At 45.2% G+C, this 21,484-nt stretch carries 13 protein-coding genes and 1 other annotated feature (1 of these 14 running past the window's edge); of the genes, 3 read left to right on the forward strand and 10 right to left on the reverse strand.

Annotated elements, in window-relative coordinates:
- Positions 1-13: 13 nt before the first annotated feature.
- Both HF638_RS07500 and HF638_RS07505 read right to left on the reverse strand, forming a co-directional pair.
- The gene (locus tag HF638_RS07500) at positions 14-3,268 is read right to left on the reverse strand and encodes a bifunctional cytochrome P450/NADPH--P450 reductase (protein ID WP_169479624.1); all 3,255 of its coding nucleotides are present in this window, start codon (positions 3,266-3,268) and stop codon (positions 14-16) included.
- 298 nt (positions 3,269-3,566) lie between these two features.
- Positions 3,567-4,487, reverse strand: a complete 921-nt coding sequence (locus HF638_RS07505; RefSeq protein WP_169479688.1) for an NAD(P)/FAD-dependent oxidoreductase — start codon at positions 4,485-4,487, stop codon at positions 3,567-3,569.
- A 393-nt stretch (positions 4,488-4,880) separates the two neighbouring features.
- On the opposite strand from HF638_RS07505, the gene cyoE reads away from it, so the two are divergent.
- Positions 4,881-5,810, forward strand: a complete 930-nt coding sequence (gene cyoE / locus HF638_RS07510; RefSeq protein WP_062834191.1) for a heme o synthase — start codon at positions 4,881-4,883, stop codon at positions 5,808-5,810.
- A 115-nt stretch (positions 5,811-5,925) separates the two neighbouring features.
- Here the strand turns inward: cyoE and HF638_RS07515 are convergent, their stop codons facing one another.
- From HF638_RS07515 to HF638_RS07525, 3 genes are all read right to left on the reverse strand, one after another.
- Positions 5,926-7,695: an ABC transporter ATP-binding protein gene (locus HF638_RS07515; RefSeq protein WP_169479625.1), complete on the reverse strand. Its 1,770-nt coding sequence runs from the start codon at positions 7,693-7,695 to the stop codon at positions 5,926-5,928.
- Positions 7,692-9,437, reverse strand: coding sequence for an ABC transporter transmembrane domain-containing protein (locus HF638_RS07520; RefSeq protein ID WP_169479626.1), 1,746 nt, complete (start codon positions 9,435-9,437; stop codon positions 7,692-7,694). Before HF638_RS07520 ends, HF638_RS07515 begins: the two co-directional genes overlap by 4 nt.
- A 617-nt stretch (positions 9,438-10,054) precedes the next feature.
- Positions 10,055-11,290, reverse strand: coding sequence for an MDR family MFS transporter (locus HF638_RS07525; RefSeq protein ID WP_169479627.1), 1,236 nt, complete (start codon positions 11,288-11,290; stop codon positions 10,055-10,057).
- A gap of 163 nt (positions 11,291-11,453) precedes the next feature.
- Between HF638_RS07525 and HF638_RS07530 the strand changes: the two genes are divergently transcribed.
- Positions 11,454-13,220 (forward strand): ABC transporter substrate-binding protein, encoded by a 1,767-nt coding sequence (locus HF638_RS07530; RefSeq protein WP_169479628.1) that lies wholly within the window; start codon positions 11,454-11,456, stop codon positions 13,218-13,220.
- 81 nt (positions 13,221-13,301) lie between these two features.
- Here the strand turns inward: HF638_RS07530 and HF638_RS07535 are convergent, their stop codons facing one another.
- From HF638_RS07535 to HF638_RS07550, 4 genes are all read right to left on the reverse strand, one after another.
- Positions 13,302-15,683, reverse strand: a complete 2,382-nt coding sequence (locus HF638_RS07535) for a polyprenyl synthetase family protein (RefSeq protein ID WP_169479629.1) — start codon at positions 15,681-15,683, stop codon at positions 13,302-13,304.
- A 188-nt stretch (positions 15,684-15,871) separates the two neighbouring features.
- The gene (locus HF638_RS07540) at positions 15,872-16,669 is read right to left on the reverse strand and encodes a sulfite exporter TauE/SafE family protein (protein ID WP_169479630.1); all 798 of its coding nucleotides are present in this window, start codon (positions 16,667-16,669) and stop codon (positions 15,872-15,874) included.
- Between the two features lie 488 nt (positions 16,670-17,157).
- Positions 17,158-17,913, reverse strand: coding sequence for an SDR family NAD(P)-dependent oxidoreductase (locus tag HF638_RS07545; protein ID WP_169479631.1), 756 nt, complete (start codon positions 17,911-17,913; stop codon positions 17,158-17,160).
- 328 nt (positions 17,914-18,241) lie between these two features.
- A complete protein-coding gene (locus tag HF638_RS07550; RefSeq protein WP_169479632.1) occupies positions 18,242-18,712 on the reverse strand; it encodes a DUF6376 family protein in 471 nt (156 codons plus the stop codon).
- Between the two features lie 141 nt (positions 18,713-18,853).
- Between HF638_RS07550 and HF638_RS07555 the strand changes: the two genes are divergently transcribed.
- On the forward strand, positions 18,854-19,822 hold the full coding sequence (locus HF638_RS07555; protein ID WP_062834182.1) for a bile acid:sodium symporter family protein: 969 nt from the start codon (positions 18,854-18,856) through the stop codon (positions 19,820-19,822).
- A gap of 201 nt (positions 19,823-20,023) precedes the next feature.
- On the opposite strand, the gene asd is transcribed toward HF638_RS07555, so the two are convergent.
- Positions 20,024-21,109 (reverse strand): aspartate-semialdehyde dehydrogenase, encoded by a 1,086-nt coding sequence (gene asd, locus HF638_RS07560; RefSeq protein WP_169479633.1) that lies wholly within the window; start codon positions 21,107-21,109, stop codon positions 20,024-20,026.
- 169 nt (positions 21,110-21,278) lie between these two features.
- Positions 21,279-21,484: a binding site (T-box leader), on the reverse strand; it runs 71 nt beyond the window's last position.

A 21,484-nucleotide genomic window follows, 5' to 3' on the forward strand; every position in this document is an offset into this window, starting at 1 on the left:
GGTCATCTCCGTCTCAATGTACCTCCTCATGCAAAGCTTTAGGAGTTTCACCTGTTCGTTTATTACCTGCCCACACGTCTTGCACGTAGCGCCCTTCGGCCTGAAGCTGGATGAGCCATTCTTTCGCTTGCTGCACCGTTGCTCCCTGCACCTCCTGATACGCTTGCCGCAAAGTCTCTTCCACTGCAGGAGCCATCTGGCTTCCATCTCCACATACGTAGAGTTTTCCTTTGTTCATCAGCATATGAAGCAACTGCTCGGAATCCTCCTTCATTAGATGCTGTACATACGTTTTGGGCTTGCCCTCAGTACGAGAAAAAGCAGTGTGTAGCTTAACAATTCCTTCACGTTCGAATTGTTCAAGCTCCTGACGATATATGAAATCTGAATCATTCCTGCATCCAAAGAACAAATGGGCCTCACTCAGTGGCAAACCTCTCTGTTTCATGACAGCTCTTGCCTGGAGGAAACCTCTGAACGGTGCAACCCCCGTCCCCGGTCCCACCATGATCATGGGAACGTCAGCCTCTTCTGACAGATGGAATTCGGATTCAGGTGTACGTACAAACATCAGAACACGTGCTCCAGATGGACAACTAGCGAGGTACGATGAAGCAACTCCCAGATATTCGCCCTTACCACTCCATGCAGGCTCTCTTACTACCGATACGGTTATGCTCGCTTGCTCGGCATTCAGGCTTGGTGAGCTGGATATTGAATAGTATCTAGGCTTAAGCGGAGGCAATAGTTCAAGGAACTTTTCGAAAGGCAACTCACACGCCTCATACTTTTCTAGCAGATCCAACATGGTGATTCGATTGGCAAGAATATAATCCCTGTAGCTATTTTCGTCCAACATGCCTTCCAGTTCACGCTTATGAGGTGGGCATACCGTATGATTAGCTAACTCCTGCAACTGTGTTCTGGTAACAGGCGCCTGCAATTCCACACAGTGAGTGAGCAATTCATGTACCTTGACGGGACGGTTCAGAGGAAGATGCGTAAGGTGTGTCAAGTCCGAAGTTAATTGAATTTGAATGTCTTCATTTAGTCCGAACCGACGGAGTATCCGATCCACATTCTGCTTCTGATTGCTAGGCAACACGCCGAGATGATCGCCTTCTCGATAACTCATGCCTTCAGGCAGTAACACCTCGATGTGACGTGTGCTTCTACCACTTCCCAGGTCCTGAAGCTCTTTATTCACCACAACCGTGGCATAGCTGGCATCATAAGTTCGTGCAAGCGGCATATCCGATTTCTCACGGACAACCTCCATTTGAAGCCTGCTAGTGCTTGGTAGGGAGGACTCCACCATATCAGCGTTAATCCCCAAAGCATTCAACACCTGAGGCCACAACATATGTTGCCAAGCTTCAACTTGTTTCTCCATATCACCTCCGGCATCGGCTTCACCGCGGGATAACAGTCTTTTACCTCCCAATATTTCAAGCTTCTCATCCATCAATCGGGGAATGCTCTGGTACGTCCCTGACCAGCTCCGATCTCCACAGCCCAGAACGGCATAGTTCACCCCCTGTGCTTCCTCTGACTCCGCTCCCTTCAACCAGTCTACAAATGCCGTAGCATTTTGAGGTGGTTTACCGTTATACGAAGCAGTAACGATGAGAACGACACCTTGTTGGGGTAATCGGCCCTTCCACTCATTCAGAGTGGCTGCTTCACTTGGGATTCCATACGAACGCCCTTTCTCCACAAGCTCTCGGGCAATGCCTTCTGCCGTTCCCAGATTGGAACCATATAACACCAGGAGCGAAGGCTTACCATCTGCTTCAACGGCCAGGATTTCTCCCCTCTGGCTGTCAATTGCTATATTTTTATGAACAACAGGAGCAGGTTTCTCTTCCACAGATCTGGTAGACTTATTCATCTTTTGTGACACTTCACGCGCTTTCACCTGGATCCGGAAGTCTCCCGGTTTCAATGTTAGCGTCTGTTTAACATCCAACTCATAATTGCTATAATCGATCAGCTCAAAATGTTTGAGGACCATGGCAAGCACAAGTGTTGCTTCATATAAAGCAAACTGCATGCCTATACACGCTCTTTCCCCATTACCAAAAGGTTTATACGCATGATGAGGCACTTTAGTCGTATCCTCAAATCGCTCTGGACGGAAAAGTTCCGCATCCTCTCCCCATGCCTCTCTGTCACGGTGTAGTTGGGGCAAAAGAATACTGCAACTTTCCCCTTTCTTCAAGGGGTATTTGCCACCTATGACGGTGTCTTCTTTGGCATATACGTCAAATCCCGGAGCGGTTGGCCATAGACGTAGCGATTCACTGAGAATCATACGAATATAGGGAAGCTGAAGAATTTCTTCATATTTTGGTGAGTCACTGACCAATATCTGATCCACCTCGTCATACGCCTTTTGAAGCGATTCTGGATTTTTCAATAAAAAATATAGAGCAAAGGATAACAAACCACTCGTCGTCTCATGTCCGGCAATGAGAAACGTAATAATCTGATAGCGAATGTTCTCATCATCCAGCATTTCGCCAGTCTCCGGATCTTTGCCATTCAGCATACGTGCGAGCAAATCGACCTCTTCGGGTGCTGAACTCGCTTTACGTTCCTCTATAATCTGATCTACCAGAGAGAACATCGTCTGAATATCCTCCTGGAACTGTCGTTTGGTCTTCACCATAAGCAGATTTTGAATTTTCAAACGCGAGCTCTTCTGCATAGCTTCATTTAATGCCCGAACCATGCTTTCAATAAAAGGACTGTGGTCCTGTCTGTAAAAGCTGTTGAATCGATAATTGAATCCACACAGTCCAATGGTATCCAACGTAAGGCGTGTCATATCGTCGGCAACATCAATCGTATCGTTGGAATTGAGGCGTGCCCACTTGTTGATCAGCTGATCGGCAATATCGACCATCATGGGATGATAGCCTTTCATCGCCTGTTTGCTGAAGGTGGGAAGCAGAATGTTATGGGCCTTTTTCCAGTTGGGCTCCGATGTTCTGCTTGTGAATAAACCATCGCCGCCAAATGCACGTACGTTTTCGAGTTCATTGTATACAAACTTGTCAAACCGGGACACATCGCATAACTCCGCGACAAGATCTGGTCCAGATACGATTAAACCGGAATAACCGGGAACGGTAATTCGATATATTGGTCCATACTGCTCAGCCAGAACACCTAGCGACAGCGTGGGTTTATCTTTATCAATTAAGGGCAGATTGCCAAGTGGTCCATACATTTTGGGCTGTGGAATGTAAGTTTCATCACTCATGATGATCACCTCTTATCTGTACGTTGTGGAGCATATTATTCGTTAGCCATTTGATGACTACTCTGCTTTCATTCATAAGTGATCTCTCCTTTGATGATTATATAAATGATAGTAATATGTATCATTTGATAATATAATAAACCGAAATTAATCTAAAATCAAATTTTCTTCTGTCTGAATTACTTTCATTTGAACTGTTCAACGTTTAGCTTGAACAACTACAATTAGAGGATTGCATATGCAATCCCCTAATTTATGAGCCTATGAAGATATAGTTCAATGACACTATTAATTTGATCTACAGATGACTTGGCTCTTCCCACTTCTCGAAATTCAATTCAGTATTCATGCTTACCGCTGACAACGCCCCCAGAGACGCAGCCGTAATTGCCTGATACATCTCGGACGCCGCATCACCGGCACTGAATACACCCGGAACGGACGTTTTGCCAAATTCATCAACGACAACCGTTCCGGAATCTGTAATTTCGCAACCGATAGCCTTCGGCAGATCTGATCCAGTGAACAGTTTCGGTTGGAAGAAGACACCAGTGCATGGGATCGCTGTACCGTCATCCAGTACAACTTGCTTTACCATGCCCTCTTCAGAATCAATAAATTGAACCGCTGCATCGAATACAGTAACTTTATGCTGTTTCAGCTCTTCACGCTGTTCATCAGTTAATGAACCTGATCCATTCGTACAGATCGTATAATGTTCAGTCCAGCCGGATATGACTTTTGCCATATGTAATGCCTTATCACCATTAACGATGATGACCAGTGACTGGTCTCTTAATTCCCAACCATCACAATACGGACACACAAAAGCACTTTTGCCGTACACTTCTGTTAACCCGTTGATATCCAAAGGCAGATCTTTCTTACCTACCGCAAACAAAATCTTTTTCGTACGATAATTTGCTCCCAGAGCAGTCGTGACCCTAAAATCACCATCGCTACCTGTTATCGCCGTTGCCGTATCGGATGCAAATTGAACTGAGGGATACGCTGCAATCTGTTCTTTGGCTGCCTTGCGGAATTCACGAGGACTGGCCCCATCTCTCGTCACAAACCCATGAGTCTCCCTTGTGACCCAGTTTCGCGGTGTCTCATCGTCGATGACGACGACGTTCTTACGGGCCCTCCCGAGCACAAGTGCTGCACTAAGCCCCGCTGGTCCTCCACCAATAATAAGTACATCCAAAAGTTTATTCATATTACTCATATTATCCACCCTTTCAAGACATTTAATATCTCTAATTTAATTCTAAAAATAACCTCCGCTTTCTCTTAAGAAAAGTAATATCGGAGATTTACAAGAACATTTCCAAACAAGACTATTAAAGATATCTTATATCTACAATAAACAAAACCTGAGCATTTTGCAAGACATATCTTCATCTGTTCTCTTCAACCCAGCCGGGATATTGTAGAAATACCCTCCTGTAACACAGAAATAATTATTTAACAATTAAAAAGCACCTTGTTTTTAAATTGTTCACAATCAAATGACATTATTTTAAATACTAAAACGTTAATTAAATCACATAGTGTATTGAATGGTATAATAACGACATAATATACAAGTATAGATATAGGAAGTGAGTTCTTGAAAACATTGAATAATGGTTCACAGACCAATATCAGCCTGGAGTATAGCTCGATTCCGAAAGTATTCTTCGATACGATCAAAATCGGAATCATCAAGTCCAACCTGATCGCCATGTTTGCGGGTTTAAGTTTGGCTTTATATGTATTTGATGCTTCAATCTTAGCTAATATTGTACCGATCATCCTTTCCTTTATTGGGTCTTCTCTCATTATTGGAGCTGCAGGGGTGTTTAACAATCTGTATGATCGTGATATTGATGCGATCATGGAACGTACGAAGAAACGTCCTACAGTTACGGGACGCGTAGATACCAAGTCGGGTCTGATTCTCGGTATTGCAATCACCGTCATCGGTGGCATCATGCTGTACATTGCTTCTCCATCCGCTGCTGTATTTGGTATTTTGGGTCTGTTGCTTTACGTGTTCCCTTACACGATGTGGACCAAACGTACAACGATCTACAACACGGAAGTGGGAAGTCTTTCGGGTGCTGTGCCTCCGCTCATCGGTTGGGCAGCCATTTCACCGGAACTGGGTCATTTCGAGATCTGGGCATTGGTCGTTACGATGCTCTTATGGCAAATGCCTCACTTCTACGGGATTGCGATTCGTCGTTTTGACGAGTACAAGGCTGCTGGCGTTCCTATGCTGCCTGTCGTTAAAGGCATCAGACGGACATACATTCAGACGAATGTGTATCTGGTACTGTTACTGATCTCCAGCTTTTTATTCTGGCCGATGAGTCCATTTGTCGCTATTGTGGCATTTCTGGTTAGCTTGGCCTGGCTCATTCTTAGTGTGGCTACCTTTGATAAGAAAGAAACAGAGAAATGGTCCAAACGGATGTTTATCTTCTCCATTAACCATATCACTATTATCTTCTTGGTCATCATTGCGTATTCCTTGATTGCTCAGATGATGAGATAAAAATATTCCATCGTTTCACTCGTTATAACGATAAAAGCCTTACAGACTGCACTCTTTTAATGAGTCATCTGTAAGGCTTTTTTGCTTTTTTATTGTCTTTTCTAACTTTTTATAGCTATCCAACTTTGGCGGGGGTTTGCTCCCCTTGCCACAGCAACTGCATCTCTTCATTGGTGGCAAGCAATTCGGCTAAACTTCCCTCAGCTTCAATGCGTCCATCTTTCATCACGATAATGTGATCTGCTTTGGAAAGTGCAGCCCTGCGGTGAGAAACCGCGATACAGGTAACATCCGGCTCTTGGAACAAGCCCTCCCATACTAGTTGTTCTGTCTCCACATCCAGTGCACTGGACAGATCGTCAAAGATAAACAAGTCCGCCTCCGTCATTAACATACGTCCTGTGGCTGCACGCTGAATCTGACCGCCTGACAGCATGACCCCTCTCGGACCAACCGGGGTCTCAAGCCCCTGATCCAGATGTTTGATATCCTTATCCATCACAGCCAGACGAATGGCTTTTTCAAGCGCTTGCTCGATATTCCCCTGTTTGCCCTGTACGATATTTTCTTTCAACGTATCGCTGAACAATCTGGGCACTTGAGGGGTATACGCGGCTCTAGGCGGCATCAGGAACGTAGCTGGATCCACAGCTTCTCCATTCCAGTGAATGTCCCCTTTTTGCTTGGGTAATAGTCCAAGAAGTGTTCGTACGAGCGTTGATTTACCTGATCCGATCCGTCCCGTAATGACAAGAAATTGTCCGCGTTTCAGACGGAAACTAATCTCTTGTATGCCATTTGCAGAATTCGGATATTGATAAGTCAGATTATTCACCTCAAGGGATTGCAATTTCTCCTTGGGGTCTCTCTCTTCACTTACAAGCTCCGGCGGATCTTCATACAGATAGATTTCTCTCGAATCCATGATCTGGTCTTCTTCCCCTGGACGGAATAGCTTACGCATACGATCATAGGATACCTTAAGCCTTTTGTGCTGAAACACCATGTAGCCAAACAGTGAAATGCTAAATCCGATATTGGCCAGATAACTGGTGAATAAGGCAAAATCACCTACGGTAAAGTTCCCTGCTTTCATCTCAGCTGCACACATCAGTAGAATCAATCCGGTACAGATACTTAGAACATGCTGATTCATTGATCTCATCCATTGCTTGAACAGATTGTCTCGAAGTGCAGCCTGGCGACGATCTTCATTCAACTGGTTAAAACGTGAAGAGACATTCTCTTCGGCCTGACCCAGTTTCAGGGCTTGCACAGCTCCAAACGTTTCCGCAATAAAACTGGTGATTCGCCCAGTCGATTCGCGATTAACCTGTGCATATTTCCGAGCCCGATTTCCGGACAGATTGTTAAGTAAGGTTACAACTACCAATGGCAGCACCGCAACCAACGTGATCTGCCAATTAATGTTCGCCATAATGAGGATGGACACAATGGCGAATACGAGCCGGCCCCAGAAGTCCACCCATGATTCTACATACTCGACGACTTCATCTACATCATCTCGAAAGCGACTCATCGCCTCCCCTGGTGAAGCCGGAAGATTACGTCCCGGCCAGCGCATGATAGCAGCGAGCATGTTGGTTCGCAAAATCGCCTGAACATGATACAGATACGTAACCCATGCATAGAAGGCTACAAAAAATGTACCCACCCGTGCCATACGGACCAAAGCAATAAAGATGAGCGGCACAGCAAGCCACATGTAGTCATTGGACCCCGCTGTCGTCCGATCAAAAAACCATTGCATTCCAATACCAATGGCTAGCGGTAAGGAGTGAAATATACACCATAACAATCCGTTGATTATAAATAACAAAGACCTGAATCGAAACAAACGGCCTATAAATCCTGCTACAGTCATGCCAATTCCTCCTCTCGGCCTGTAATGAGCAGCCTGGCATAGTGCGATGCCGGGTTACTGGCAAGTTCTTCTCTTGCTCCAAATTCCAGTACTTTTCCATCCCCGAGCACCATAATCCGGTCTACTTTCTCCAGCGTTGCCAGTCGGTGAGCAATGATGACTCCGGTGGATTGTTTCATTAACTGGTCAATCGCAGATTGAAGCATGGCTTCTGTAGCAGCATCCAGACGTGACGAAGGCTCATCCAGAATAACCAGACTCGGTTCGGTCAGGAATACGCGGGTTAAGGCAAATAACTGTGCTTCCCCTGCCGATAATGAAGCTCCACCTGCTGCCAGATACGTATCGAGTCCTGCAGGCTGTGAATCAATCCACTGACTAAGTCCAAGACGATCCGTCGTCTCTCTGATCATCTGATCCGATACATTTCCATTGAACAAGGTCAGATTATCACGCAGCGTACCATCAAACAGTTGTACATCCTGTGTCACCATACCCACTCGGCGATAGAGGGCTTCTAAAGAAAGCTTTGTGATATCCGTTCCACCTACACGAATCATTCCCCGATCCAGATTGTACAATCGAAGAAGAACACGACTAAGACTCGATTTGCCACTACCTGTGCGACCAATGATTCCCAGACGTTCACCAGGTTTAATTGCAAAATTAATGTCCTGTAATACGGGTTTATCCTGGTTATAACTGAAGTGAACCTGACTGAACTCCAGACCAAGTGGTCCTTCAGGCAATTGCTCCTCTGCTCCCTCTTCAATCTCACTCTGCATGGACAACAGCTCTCTGGAGCGCAACATGCCGGATTTTGCTTTTTGGAACTCTTGCACCTGATCTCCAAGCATCTCAATCGGATCATTCAGCATCTGCGTATATTGGTAGATCAGAAATAATGTTCCGATACTAATTAGACCTTCCATATAGTAATGTACACCCAGCAAAAGCACCGCAGTGACCGCCAGAGCGAACAGAACTACCGTCGTATTCCACGGAATAACCCGTAGCAGCCAAGCTTTTCTCCCCTTACGAAATACAGTGCGCATCGTGCGGTAAAAGCGGTTCATCACATAAGGCACATGACCATTCGCTTGCACATCTTCAATCCCGGCAATGCGTTCTTCAATTAATCCGAACAGGGAAGCACTGGCCGCCCGCTCATTTTTGGAAGAGTCGACTCCCAGATTCCGTATAAACACCATGAACAGGATCGATAACAAGGTGAACACGGTCATGACCAAAGCAATAGGTACGTTGACGCTGAACATGAATCCGAGAATTCCGGCCAACAATACAAAACTCCCGATCACTTGCACAATGAACATCGCGAAAAAATTGGAGATGCTCGTTACGTCACCATCCACACGTTCAATCATCTCTCCAGGTGTTTTCACATTATGAAAACGCATATCAAGACGCAGGCAGTGCTTCAGCAAATCTCCGCGCAGTTGATTCGTGGCCCGCCAGGCCACATCGTTACCCAAATAACTGACCGCTACCGTGATGAGTTGATTAAACACGGCGACAACCAGGAATATTCCTGCGAGCTGAATGAGATTGGTAAGCACTCCCCCACTCGCTGCTGTATCGATAAATCGTTTGATAATTTGAGGATTCAAAAGCTGAAGTCCCGTTGATGTCAGCAACATGATCAAAAGCACGGCCAGCCGTCCTTTAACGGGTTTCAGATAACGCAGCAGCCATGACATGGAGCGTTTCTCTGTTTTGGGCACAGGTCCCACCTCTTTATCGGTTTATTTATTTAAAGTGAACGAAAGAACATTACATTGTAACTACGATGACAGAATAACCTTTCGACGCTGTTACCCCCACTAAGATGAGTCATACATAATGACATTAAAATCGGGATTTCCCGCCCATAATTGATATGTAGAACATATGTTGACCATTGTACATTCTCCTTCTTAACTGGTTAGTTTTTTACTGAAATAACGCTTCAAATGCTCCTTTCCATGTGAACGGATTGGTGGAATGCATGCAAAAAAGCCATAGATGAACTAATGTTCATCTACAGCTTATAAGCAAAAGAGACCGGATGAAATGCAAAGCATTTCCCGCATCTCCTCTGCATCGCAATAATGATGAGCGTCCACGACAGGGGTGCACAAACATGACTGTCCCAACGCGATCATTGCAAAAAAATTGGATTAATGTCACTATGCTTATGCGTATTCAGTTATCGATTCGAAATCTGTATAGGCATAAACATAATCATCATCCCACCCGTTTCACATATTTGTTGTTTATTGTATGCGCTGGATTAACATCCGTCAAGATAATTTTAACTGAATTGTTATTTAATTCATGTCATTAATCTTTTCAATTCCCGCTACATACTCATGGATGTGTGCTCTGTTTGCTTCTCTCTGGCGACAAGACGTTTATGTGCTATCAGAAGAAAAGGTACTCCCAGTGCAGTCGTCAGCGCAATCGGTACAAAGACGGCGAGTCCATTCTCTGCTCCAAATTGACTCAACAGTAAACCACCCATTACAGGAGCGATGACACTACCAATATTATTGAAGCCGATCGTCCCGAAATACGTTCCTTTCCATTCCGGCTTCGCAATCCGGTCGATGAGCATATCCATCATCGTGAACAACAGCACTTCCCCAATGGTAAATAGTATGACACTCATCATCATCATGAGTACTCCTTCAGCGATTCCGACCATCATCAGGCTGGTTGCAACCAGCAGGTTACCCAAAATCAGTGGCACCAGCGGTGGAACATTTCGGAATGTTCGTACAAGTGGATACTGAATAATCAGTACCGTCACGGCATTCAGGGAAAGCATGTACGAGAACATCTGACTTCCATTTTCAAAGATCGGGCTTCTCGCCAAGTACTGTGCCAACGTAGAACTAAAGTGCCCGTAACCCAGAACACAAAATGTGGTACCGATCAGTACAGGTAGAAATACCCGGTCGCGACCGGTGGTCATCAGCGCTTCACGTAAACGTGGTGCGGTTGCCTGATGACGCTCTGGCAGATTGGCATGCTGTAGCTTGAATTGCAGAAATAATACAAGTCCATAGACTATGTATACCAAGCCGGAAATCACAAACGGAAATGTCGATTCAGATGATCCCAGCTGAAAACCGATAATTGGCCCAAATACCACACCAAGATTAATCGCAGCATATCTAAGGTTGAACACCAGCAATTTGTTCTGCGGTGAAGTAATATCCGATAACAGCGCTCTGGAGGTGGGCTCAAATACTGCGCGGCATAATCCGTTTAACGTATTGGCAACAAAGAACACCCATAGATGCTCTGCTGCTGAAAAAATAAAAAACACACCTGCCCAGCTAAATACCGAGATTAACATCACGATTTTGCGACCGATCCGGTCCGAGATATAACCTCCATAAAAACTGACCATCACACCTGCCAGCGAGCTGACCGCAACAGTAATACCGGTCTGTGTTGGGCTCGCTTCCAGTACACGTGTCAGATAGATGGACAAAAACGGGATACTCATTGACGTCACAAGACGTCCAAACATGGTTCCGATAATAATGGTCCATGCCAAAGGGTGAATTTGCCTTAAATATTGCTTCATGCGAACTTCTCCTATTCTGACTGCTCCAATGCGTGTTCAAAAAGTCCGGTTTTCAGCACTTTTTGAACAACCTCTACTAATGTATAATTGTAAGGATAAAAGGGGGAAGTAAAAGTGTAAACATAGGATCACACTTTTCACCTTTAATAGAGGAGTCATGACCATGGATACCCTACATACACACTTTATAAGACTCGCCGGGGCCGAACAGCTTTCATTCAAGCTTCATGAACCTGTAGCAGTAACGATTGACAGCCTGTCCGCTGCCTTGTGCTGCACCCCTCGTAATGTAAAATTCATTCTCAGAAAATTGGAGGAGCAAGGCTTCATCCACTGGCAACCCGGTCGTGGACGGGGACATCATTCGGAGCTAACATTGCTACGTAGCATGAATGAAGCGCTGGAAGAGAGTTTTACGGAACTTCTGGGTAAAGGCAAAATGAAAGAAGCCATTGAACTCATCGGAACCATTCAGATGCATGATTCACTGCGAGAACAGCTCATGCTCTCCCTTCATCAACAGATGGGATTTCACAGCCACGATGAAACTGCCTCTGGTCAGGATATTCTACGCATCATGAGGTCACGCCAGTTAGGTGGTTTGGACCCAGCATTTGTTTATACTGCATTTGAAACCTACCTATTAAGTCAGGTATGTAATACTCTGATCACTTATGATGCCAAGACGGAATCATTCCTGCCAGCACTGGCTCACATGTGGGAGTGTAGCGAGGACCATCGCTTATGGACCTTCTATCTCCGAAAAGGTGTACGTTTCCACAACGGCCGTGTCATGACGTCCCGGGATGTGCAAGCGACGTTGCAACGGTTGATAGATGTGCATAGTCCGTCCATTTGGTTGTATCGGGATATTGAACGTGCGGAAGTAGCTGGAGATTACTGCATCAAGTTTGTTCTTCGTCGTCCTAATCGTTTCTTCTTGCATCTGTTCAGTTGTATTCGGATGACAATCCTGCCCTACGATTACAATGTAGGTAATACCTTAATAGGTACCGGTCCTTTTCAGATCTCTGAGTTGAATGAAGATGTGCTGGAGCTTACCGCTTTTGATGCGCACTACGGCATCCGGCCACATCTGGATCAAGTTCATTTCTGGTTTGTGCCTGACCTGAGTCCGAATGATCGCTATTATGAGCTACCCGGTACAGATCGATTGAGTCTCGCAACAGGCTGTGATCAGACCAACAGCATCAATTATCCGGCGCTGGGTTGTCAGTATATGCTGTTCAATTTTCACAAGGAAGGCATACATCATCATCCCCTTTTTCGACAAGCCCTGCGTATCGTATATGATTCGGTCGCGCTTGTCAGAGATCTTGGCGGGAATCGAATCACACCAGCCAGCAGCTTCCTGCCCTGGAGAAGCGCAGCCCAAGACTGGACAGCGGTTTCTCTTGAGCATGCTCGTGACTTGTTGCAGTACTGTGGGTACCAGGGTGAGACGATAACATTATCGTATAAGCATAATAAGGATACAGACGTTGCGGAGTGGTTTCAGAGTCGTGCGCAGTCCATCGGAATGAACATCAGCTTGCAGGCCGTTGTGGATTATTTCAACTCAGAGGAAACCACAAACGCACAATTGATTCTGGCTGAAGAGATACTGGAGGAAGACTGGCAGTACGGCATGATTCATTTTTTCAAAAACCTGTCCAATCATTTTCATATGTGTATGTCCCCTGCTTTCCAGGCCCTGCTGGATGACAAACTGGATCATTTTGCCCAACTGCATCGGGCAGACCGTACAGCGCTCCTGGATGAAGCCGAAGCCTTGTTACGTGAGCACTGCTGGATCTTGCATGGCTGTCACATGAACAAGCAGGCTGAGCTGGATCAGAGCATCTTCGGCATGCAGATAGCAGAATTCGGATATATGGACATCTCCAAACTGTGGATCAAAAATCCATAGGGATTCGTGCATTCCTCACACGAAAGAACCCTCAGGTACCACAATCCATGTGGGTTGAGGGTTCTTATGCGCGGTGCTCGCTTAACGCTCGCGACCAACGAGATAATCCAATAGATGTCTCAAAAAAGGAATAGCTTGCGGCATCGCGTTCAATGCATCTGTGGCAAGACAATAATGCTCCCACATCGCTTTCTTAGCACCTTCATCACCCAAAATGGAAACAAAGGTGGAATTGTTATTCCGCTCATCCTGACCTGCAGGTTTCCCAAGAATGAGGTGATTTCCTTCGAAATCCAGCAAGTCATCCTTGATCTGGAAGGCGATCCCTGCATGATAAGCGAACTTCTTCAGCGTAGCCATCTCCGCTTCCTTCACTTGGGCAAGAATGGCTGGCATGACAAGGGCAGCTTCGAAGGCAATGCCTGTTTTGTAAAAACAGATCATGTTCAACTGCTCCAGCGTCAATGCCTTGCCTTTGGAGTTCAGATCCATCGCCTGCCCCATACACATATCCTCTGCTTTTTCAGCCGAATACTGAATGAGTTTGAGCACGGTTGCCGCATCAAAGCGATCCAATGAGGATTGCTCTCCGATCGCCTTCTGAATGAGAAACAGACCGGTAAGCTCTGCTGTGGCGCTATTGTGCACATGGTGCAACGTAGAACGTCCACGCCTTGTCGAAGCATTATCCTGTGTAGGCAGATCATCGAAGATCAGGGAAGCGGTATGCATGTACTCCAGCGATCTTAACAACGGAACGATGGATGTTTCAGGTAAACCATACTCGCGAACACCCATAACCCAAGTCAATATCGGACGTAGCCTCTTTCCGTCTCCCTGCAAGCTGTAATTGGCTGCATCAATTAACGTTTCTTTCATCTCATGAAGGCCATTTGGTTTCGCAATCTGCAACTCCACATTAATCTGTTCGCGAACCGTTCGAATGGTCTGCTTGAACTCCTCTTTCTCCTGCTTGTCATTTTTCAATTGAAGCACGACCTGATCCCGTAACAATTTATCGAGGAAATCAACGTCATCCGCTTTACGCACCATCTGTTGAACCAGTCGGTTGAATTCAGGCTGCCCAGAGGCAAAAATCATCATCACTTCATCATATTTCTCCTGCCCTAACCGTTCTTTACAACGCTTCAGCCCGTTAATGGCACGATCCAGTATGACCTCACGGGTCTTGGCGTCCGAGTTGTATACATCATGGATCAGATGAGAGATGACTGCCCAATACAACTCATATGGATTAATCAAGTCGGGACGAAGGTCGCGGTACTTCAAGTAGTACGTATAAGGGGTTACTGCCCCTTCTTCCATATCGTCAAACATATCGGCAAAATCATCGGCCAACTGATTGTATATCCCGTAATAGAACGTCCGCAGATCGAATCCTTCATCCACTGGCGCACTGAGAACAGACCGGACAATTAATCGGGAGGAGGAAGATTTGATAATAATCGGAATGTACAGTTCTTCATTGGTATAATTCGCATTGGATAATTTCTTGCTGCGATCCATTTCCTGAGACTGAAAAAAGACATAAGATTGCTCTAAGAACGTGCGCTGTTTCTCTGGACGCTGGTAGTCCTTAATATACTCAAATGCTTCACGAAGCTCGGAATGCACATATTCAATCACTTCAAGATTGCTACCTTTCCACTCTCCCAGATCAGGTACGACCCCAGTAAGAAGTGCATCGCGTATCATCAGTGAATATTGTTCTTTTTCCTGAACAGTCAAAGCCTGAGAATCCAACAGGTCATCCACAAATGGATACGTCAAACCATACGAATAACCGAGTCGAATCGCCGCATCAAATCGCCGGGCACGTTCTTCGGGTGGTGTCTGCTCGTTCATCTCATCGTCTACATGAAGGACCACGCCGAGAATGATCTTGATGAGCTTCCGCTGTGCCTGCTCTGCATCCAGCTCCTTCGGGATGTTGGATGCTACGTTCTTTAATTTGTTCATCACCCAGATAACAGCGGATTCTATGTGCTCCTTCTGTCCCCACCGGTACAACGCAGCCAGACTGATATAATCGGGCTGTCCTTTGCGCCCAGTAGCAGAGTCCATAAAGTACTTTTTGGTATTCTGGACAACGTGCTGAACTCGGGATTGCGTATCTGGAGAATCAAGGGCTTGCCCCAGATCTCGCATATAAATATATGAGATACTCCGATCCAGGTAATCATCCAGCTTACCAGTAGCATTCAGCCAATGGATATATCTATGAACATCCCGGGGATCCGGTTTTCTTTTGCTTGGTGATAAAAGAGAAAGCCAGGCAAAACGATGAATATGTTTTTTTTGCCATACATAAATATCTTGGGTAAGTGCTCTCGTATACGTATTAGCCATAAGTTGTTGCCTAAGAGAAGTAAAATACTGAGATGCTTTCTGCTCAGCTAGCCGATATCCTGCATCAGCCTGGTCTGTAAGTACGTTATTCATAGGGTGGATACCTCAACTTCTATTAATGTTAAACATGTATCCATGAAAGGAGTGTGAGGTGCTCCATGGACGAAAACTGAACTCATTTGATGGTGTATCCAACGCTTCAGCTCATGTTCATAACCTATATACGGCGATCCAACCGTTTGGTTACGAAATCGTCATTGTTCATCCCCACGTAGGTGATTTTACAGAATGGAAGACCAGACTTTAACCGCCGTGATGGCGATAATTGCAATTAATGCATACCGAAGTACGCTCACATTAATCATTGAACTAACTCGTGAACCAAGGGATGCCCCTAGCAGACTTCCGATCACCGTATAGATGATGGGTTCTAGCGGAATGTCCCCACCCGAAATTTTACCTATAACGCCGCCAACTGCGGAGATAAATACAATCGCCAGTGAAGAAGCAATCGTTGTTCGTACGGGGATCTTGAGAATCGTCAGCATGATGGGAATAAGGATAAAGGCACCACCCGCACCAACAATTCCCGAGACAATTCCTACTGCAAAAGCAGTACCCGCCGCAACCCATCGGTTAAACACCAGTGGAGCTGATGTCTCAAGCTTACCTTTTCCGGGAATGAGCATGAGTACAATTGCAATGATCGCCAGAATGCCATAGATCAGATTAATAATTTTTCCGTCCAGATGACCGGATATGAACCCGCCAATCAGACTGCCAGCAAGAATGCTGGAACCCATGTACAGCACCAATCCGCGGTGAACGATCGCCCCACCACTTCTACCCGTTTTTACTTTTCTACGGAATGCAATCACACCGGCAAGTGAAGCAAAAAACACCTGAAACATACTGATTGACGATACCTGATGTGCGGAGAACGGCTCCAATCCCATCCAAGATGGAACATATAACAGTAGCGGATAATTGATAATCGCCCCGCCAATACCCAACAAACCGGAGAAGAATGAACCGACCAGACCCAGTATAAACATGATGACAAAAAGCAGAAGATCCATCGGTTATGCGCTTCCTTTCGTGCAATATAAATCTCATTTCGATATAACGCAAAAGTGCTATACACGGCGAATATTATCCGTTATAATGAAAACCAAGTAAATTAATCCGAAATGAGTGATTAAGCATGTTTAACGTGTTGAAGACTCTTTTTGAAAATAAATGTCCACTGTGCAACGAAAAATTACAAGTTCACAATGATGCGTTATGCTCGACGAAAACGTGTTCTCAATGTCATTACAAAGAAGAGAGCTATGGCTCTCTCGGAGTTCGAATTGTATATGACACACCACAAAATGATAAAAAGATACAACCTTGCTAATTGTATCACGATCTCTGAATTTTCGGGATAATTCGACAAACTTATTTCCGTCTCATATGCCAAGATTACTTTATAATGAAAATACAAAAACGGTGCAAAACGAATAAATCGTTCTGCACCGTTTTTTCTGTTTTTCTGAGATGACTTCCCTTAGATTAAAAGGGTTACTTATTTGGTTTTGAAGCTGAGGAATCCATCATCTACCGCTACGGTTGTACCGTTCACTGCACTTGCTGCATCACTGAACAGGAATGTAACCACACTGGCTACTTTCTCCGGTTGAATAAGCTCCCCACGCATATGTTGAGTAGCAAGCGCATCTTTCATCGCTTTGTCATCGCCGAGAATCGGTGTTTCGATAAAGCCAGGTGCTACACCAACTACACGAATTCCATGCTCAGCCAGTTCAAGTGCACCGGATTTGGACATCATGACAACAGCAGCCTTCGCTGCGTTGTAGTTAAAGCTGCCTACTGCGGCAACACTTCCATAGATCGAAGCTGTATTTACAATGGTACCTTGTACATTCAATTCAACCATCTTTTTCGCACCATAATACATGCCGTAGTACACACTGTGCTGGTCTACATCAATGACTCTATGATAGGATTCCGGGTCCATCTCCAGAAATGGCTTTACAAGTCCTATTCCTGCGTTATTGAAGATACCACTAAGTGTACCATATTGCTCTACTGTCCAGTCGATCAGGGCTTTGATCTCGTCCCCTTTGGATACATCCACTTTGTACGCGCCCGCTGTTCCGCCTGTTGCTTCAATCTCTGCGGCAAGCTTCTTCGCTCCATCTTCATTATAGTCAGCGACAACAATAGTCGCACCTAGATCCGAAAGTTGGAGTGCTGTCTCTTTACCAATACCACTAGCTCCACCTGTAATAATGATTACTTTTCCATTGTGTTCAGTCATGACGCAGTTCTCCTTTGGCAAAATATATTTAGACCCAGCATAAAACTTATAGTAAGTAACTATATTTTATTAACTTATATAATTATCATACGCCTATGTCACAACCTTGTCAAACCATAGATTATCTTCATGGGAATATGAAATAAATGTCATATGCATATCATGATTACTTGATATAGTCTAGCTCCTGTGACATTAAATATGCATCCGTTTTCGGAAAATAAAAAAAGGCGAACATATCGGTAATTCAATCACTCCGATATCCCGCCCTTATAAGATATGAAAATTTCAAACTGTATTGTTGCTCAATATTGAAGATTACTTCACCTTATTCTCCCTGAAGTCCACTTAGCGGATCTCTCAAATTATTGATGTTGGTGATCAGTTCAGGAATGCCCGTCTTCTCCCAATTTTCAGCCGTAAAACCTTGCTCTGCAATCGTATTCTCGAAATTGTCCACGACTTCCGTTAATTGCGTATTGTAGCTCACCAGATTCTCATGAATGCTTTCTCCTATCGCTGGTGCCGTCAGCTGAGAAAATTCGCTTGCTTCTGCTTGGATCAGATCGATTTTCTCCTGAATCTGTGTCGTAATCTCCGGATTATTCACCGCACCCGATGCAAGCTCTTGCAGATCAGCCCCGGCGTTCGATACCTGTTCTATATAATCAGTAGCCCCACTCACATAATTTAGACTTTGATTGGCTTGTTCTACGACAGAACAGGCTGAAATCAGCAGAATACTTGATGCAATAAGGCCTGTCATCATTAACGTGTTTTTTCTTTTTCTTATGAACATGATCATCTCCCCTTCTCCTCATCGGAATCCTTGTTCCATTTTCATGATACCTGTTCAGACTGCTTCATTGCAAATGGGTCTGCAACCAGCGTTATTAACATGTATAATAGTAGAATCACACGGTAAAGGGATGTCATGATTATGCTTCAAGCCTTAAACCAACGCTTGAACCGCATCATGCCACTGATTACCCCAATCAGCATTGTTATTGGCGTGTTATGCGGGAGTTTTCTTTCTTCTTATACCTTTTTATCCCCTTGGCTCTTTGCGTTCATGACGTTCGCTGGAAGTATCAGTCTTGGGATACGGGATTTTGTGAACGTGCTGAAGAAGCCGTTCCCCCTGTTTGTATGTCTGTTTATTTTGCATTTGGCGATGCCTCTCATTGCTCTGGGTATGGGTCATTTGGTCTTTCCTACAGATGCCTACACCATAACGGGCCTTGTTCTGGCAGCCGTGATTCCGACAGGAATAAGCAGCTTCATCTGGGTCAGTATCTATCGGGGCAATATCGCACTTACACTTTCCATCATCCTGATTGATACCATGCTTGCTCCTTTTGTAGTGCCCGGCGTGTTATCCCTGTTAATCGGCACCAGTGTCACATTGGATACGGCAGCCATGATGAGCAGCCTGTTCTGGATGATTGTTGTGCCATCCCTGGTAGGTATGCTCTTGAATGAGTGGACCAAAGGCGCCATAGTCCCGGTCTGGGGCCCCAGATTGAATCCGTTATCCAAATTGTTTATGGCATCTGTTGTCGCGATTAACGGATCTGTCGTTGCACCCTACTTGGCCGATTTCAACTGGAAGTTGGCTGGTCTTGCGGTCATCATTATTTTCCTGGCATCGTTCGGTTATGCGCTGAGTTACTTCATCGCCCGATTGTTGGGCTGGAATGAGGCCGATCAGGTCGCTCTGGTGTTCAACGGAGGGATGCGCAATATTAGCGCAGGTGCGGTACTCGCTGTTTCGTATTTTCCGCCACCTGTTGCTGTCCCTGTCGTGCTTGGTATGGTATTCCAGCAAATGCTCGCATCATTGACAGGTTATCTGCTCGGTCGTCGCTCTCAGCTTCTGCAAAAGTCAGATAAGACATCTGCCGCCTAACAACATACTGGAATAATCAAAAAACGCCGACATGATTGTCGGCGTTTTTCGTCGTCACTTTAACCTCTACTGGAATCTCTTTAATCTAATCCTGCCCATTTTCAGGTCCCTGCTGACAATAGAAAAAAACCATCAACGAGTGATGGTTTTCATTTAATCATTCTTTTCAGAAATCTGTTGCTGCTCATAAATCTTTCATGCTTATTTCGGCTGAATATATCCTTCAGCTTTGAGCAGTTCTGCGATTAGAACCGCACCACCTGCTGCTCCACGCAACGTGTTGTGGGACAATCCCACGAATTTGTAATCATAGAGTGAATCTTCGCGAAGTCGGCCTGTGGAGACACCCATTCCGCATTCGATGTCACGATCCAGTTTCGTCTGTGGTCTGTTTTCTTCTTCAAAATACGTAATGAATTGTTTCGGTGCGCTTGGCAGAGCCAGCTCCTGTGGACGGCCTTTGAACTGCAACCAACGCTCCAGAATTTCGTCTTTGCTTGGTTTTTTTTCGAAGTTTACAAACACGGTAGCCAGATGCCCATCCGTTACAGGAACACGAATACATTGTGTTGTAATTAATGGAGCCGATGCTTTGACGATCTGATTGTTCTCGATGCTACCCCAGATCCGCAGTGGTTCCTGCTCACTCTTCTCTTCTTCGCCACCGATGTATGGAATGACATTATCGAGCATATCAGGCCAGTCCGTAAAGTTTTTACCTGCACCAGAGATTGCTTGATACGTGGAAGCGACAACCTGAGTCGGGTTGAAATCACGCAAGGCGTGCAGTGCTGGCACATAGCTCTGAATCGAGCAGTTAGGTTTCACTGCAATGAATCCGGTTTTCGTACCCAGACGTTTGCGTTGAGCTTCAATCACGTCCAGATGTCCCGGGTTAATCTCAGGGATAACCATAGGTACATCAGCCGTCCAGCGGTGAGCCGAGTTGTTAGACACGACAGGTGTTCCTGTTCTAGCGTAAGCTTCTTCGAGCGCTTGAATCTCATTCTTTTTCATATCAACCGCGCAGAAAATAAAATCAACTTGGCTGGCAAAAGCCTCTACCTGGGAAGCATCCTGAACAACGATTTTCTTCACAGCTTCCGGAATAGGAACTGCCAGTTTCCATCTGCCTTGTACGGATTCTTCATATGTTTTACCTGCCGAATTGGCGCTTGCAGAAATTGCTGTTACTTCAAACCATGGATGTTGATCGAGCAGGTCCACAAAACGCTGACCTACCATTCCCGTTCCTCCGACGATACCGACTTTCAATTTTGCTGACATTCAATCATCATTTCCTTTCGGTTTGAGTGATTCTTCTCTTGAATCAATATCATAACTCACTAAAAAAATATTATGAAATGGACTCCTTAATTAACACTATTCAGGCAATTCCAAAGCGTGTAATCACAGCCTCGGAAAAACCAAAAAATCCCATCCCCAAGACAATAGTCTCAGGGACGAGATTGAATTCTCGTGGTACCACCCAGATTCGCCAATATGTCACCATATCCGCCTCTTCAAGTAAAGGATTACAACCATGTTGCTAGCTGTAGACCGTTCATACTCTAGCTCTGTAACAGGAGCTCCTGTCACACCATCCCTTAATCCTAAGTTCCGATGTGCTGCTCTGAGTCTTTATTCAATAAAAAGTTCTTT

The sequence above is a fragment of the Paenibacillus sp. SZ31 genome (genome assembly GCF_012912005.1).
In the GTDB taxonomy this organism is placed as follows: Bacteria; Bacillota; Bacilli; order Paenibacillales; family Paenibacillaceae; genus Paenibacillus.

Coding starts and splice junctions, on each gene's coding strand:
- HF638_RS07500 (WP_169479624.1), bottom strand. CDS start 3,268: ATGAGTGATGAAACTTACATTCCACAGCCCAAAATGTATGGACCACTT.
- HF638_RS07515 (WP_169479625.1), bottom strand. CDS start 7,695: ATGACTGTAGCAGGATTTATAGGCCGTTTGTTTCGATTCAGGTCTTTG.
- HF638_RS07540 (WP_169479630.1), bottom strand. CDS start 16,669: ATGGATCTTCTGCTTTTTGTCATCATGTTTATACTGGGTCTGGTCGGT.
- asd (WP_169479633.1), bottom strand. CDS start 21,109: ATGTCAGCAAAATTGAAAGTCGGTATCGTCGGAGGAACGGGAATGGTA.
- HF638_RS07550 (WP_169479632.1), bottom strand. CDS start 18,712: ATGTTCATAAGAAAAAGAAAAAACACGTTAATGATGACAGGCCTTATT.
- HF638_RS07555 (WP_062834182.1), top strand. CDS start 18,854: ATGCTTCAAGCCTTAAACCAACGCTTGAACCGCATCATGCCACTGATT.
- HF638_RS07545 (WP_169479631.1), bottom strand. CDS start 17,913: ATGACTGAACACAATGGAAAAGTAATCATTATTACAGGTGGAGCTAGT.
- HF638_RS07505 (WP_169479688.1), bottom strand. CDS start 4,487: ATGAATAAACTTTTGGATGTACTTATTATTGGTGGAGGACCAGCGGGG.
- HF638_RS07530 (WP_169479628.1), top strand. CDS start 11,454: ATGGATACCCTACATACACACTTTATAAGACTCGCCGGGGCCGAACAG.
- HF638_RS07525 (WP_169479627.1), bottom strand. CDS start 11,290: ATGAAGCAATATTTAAGGCAAATTCACCCTTTGGCATGGACCATTATT.
- HF638_RS07535 (WP_169479629.1), bottom strand. CDS start 15,683: ATGAATAACGTACTTACAGACCAGGCTGATGCAGGATATCGGCTAGCT.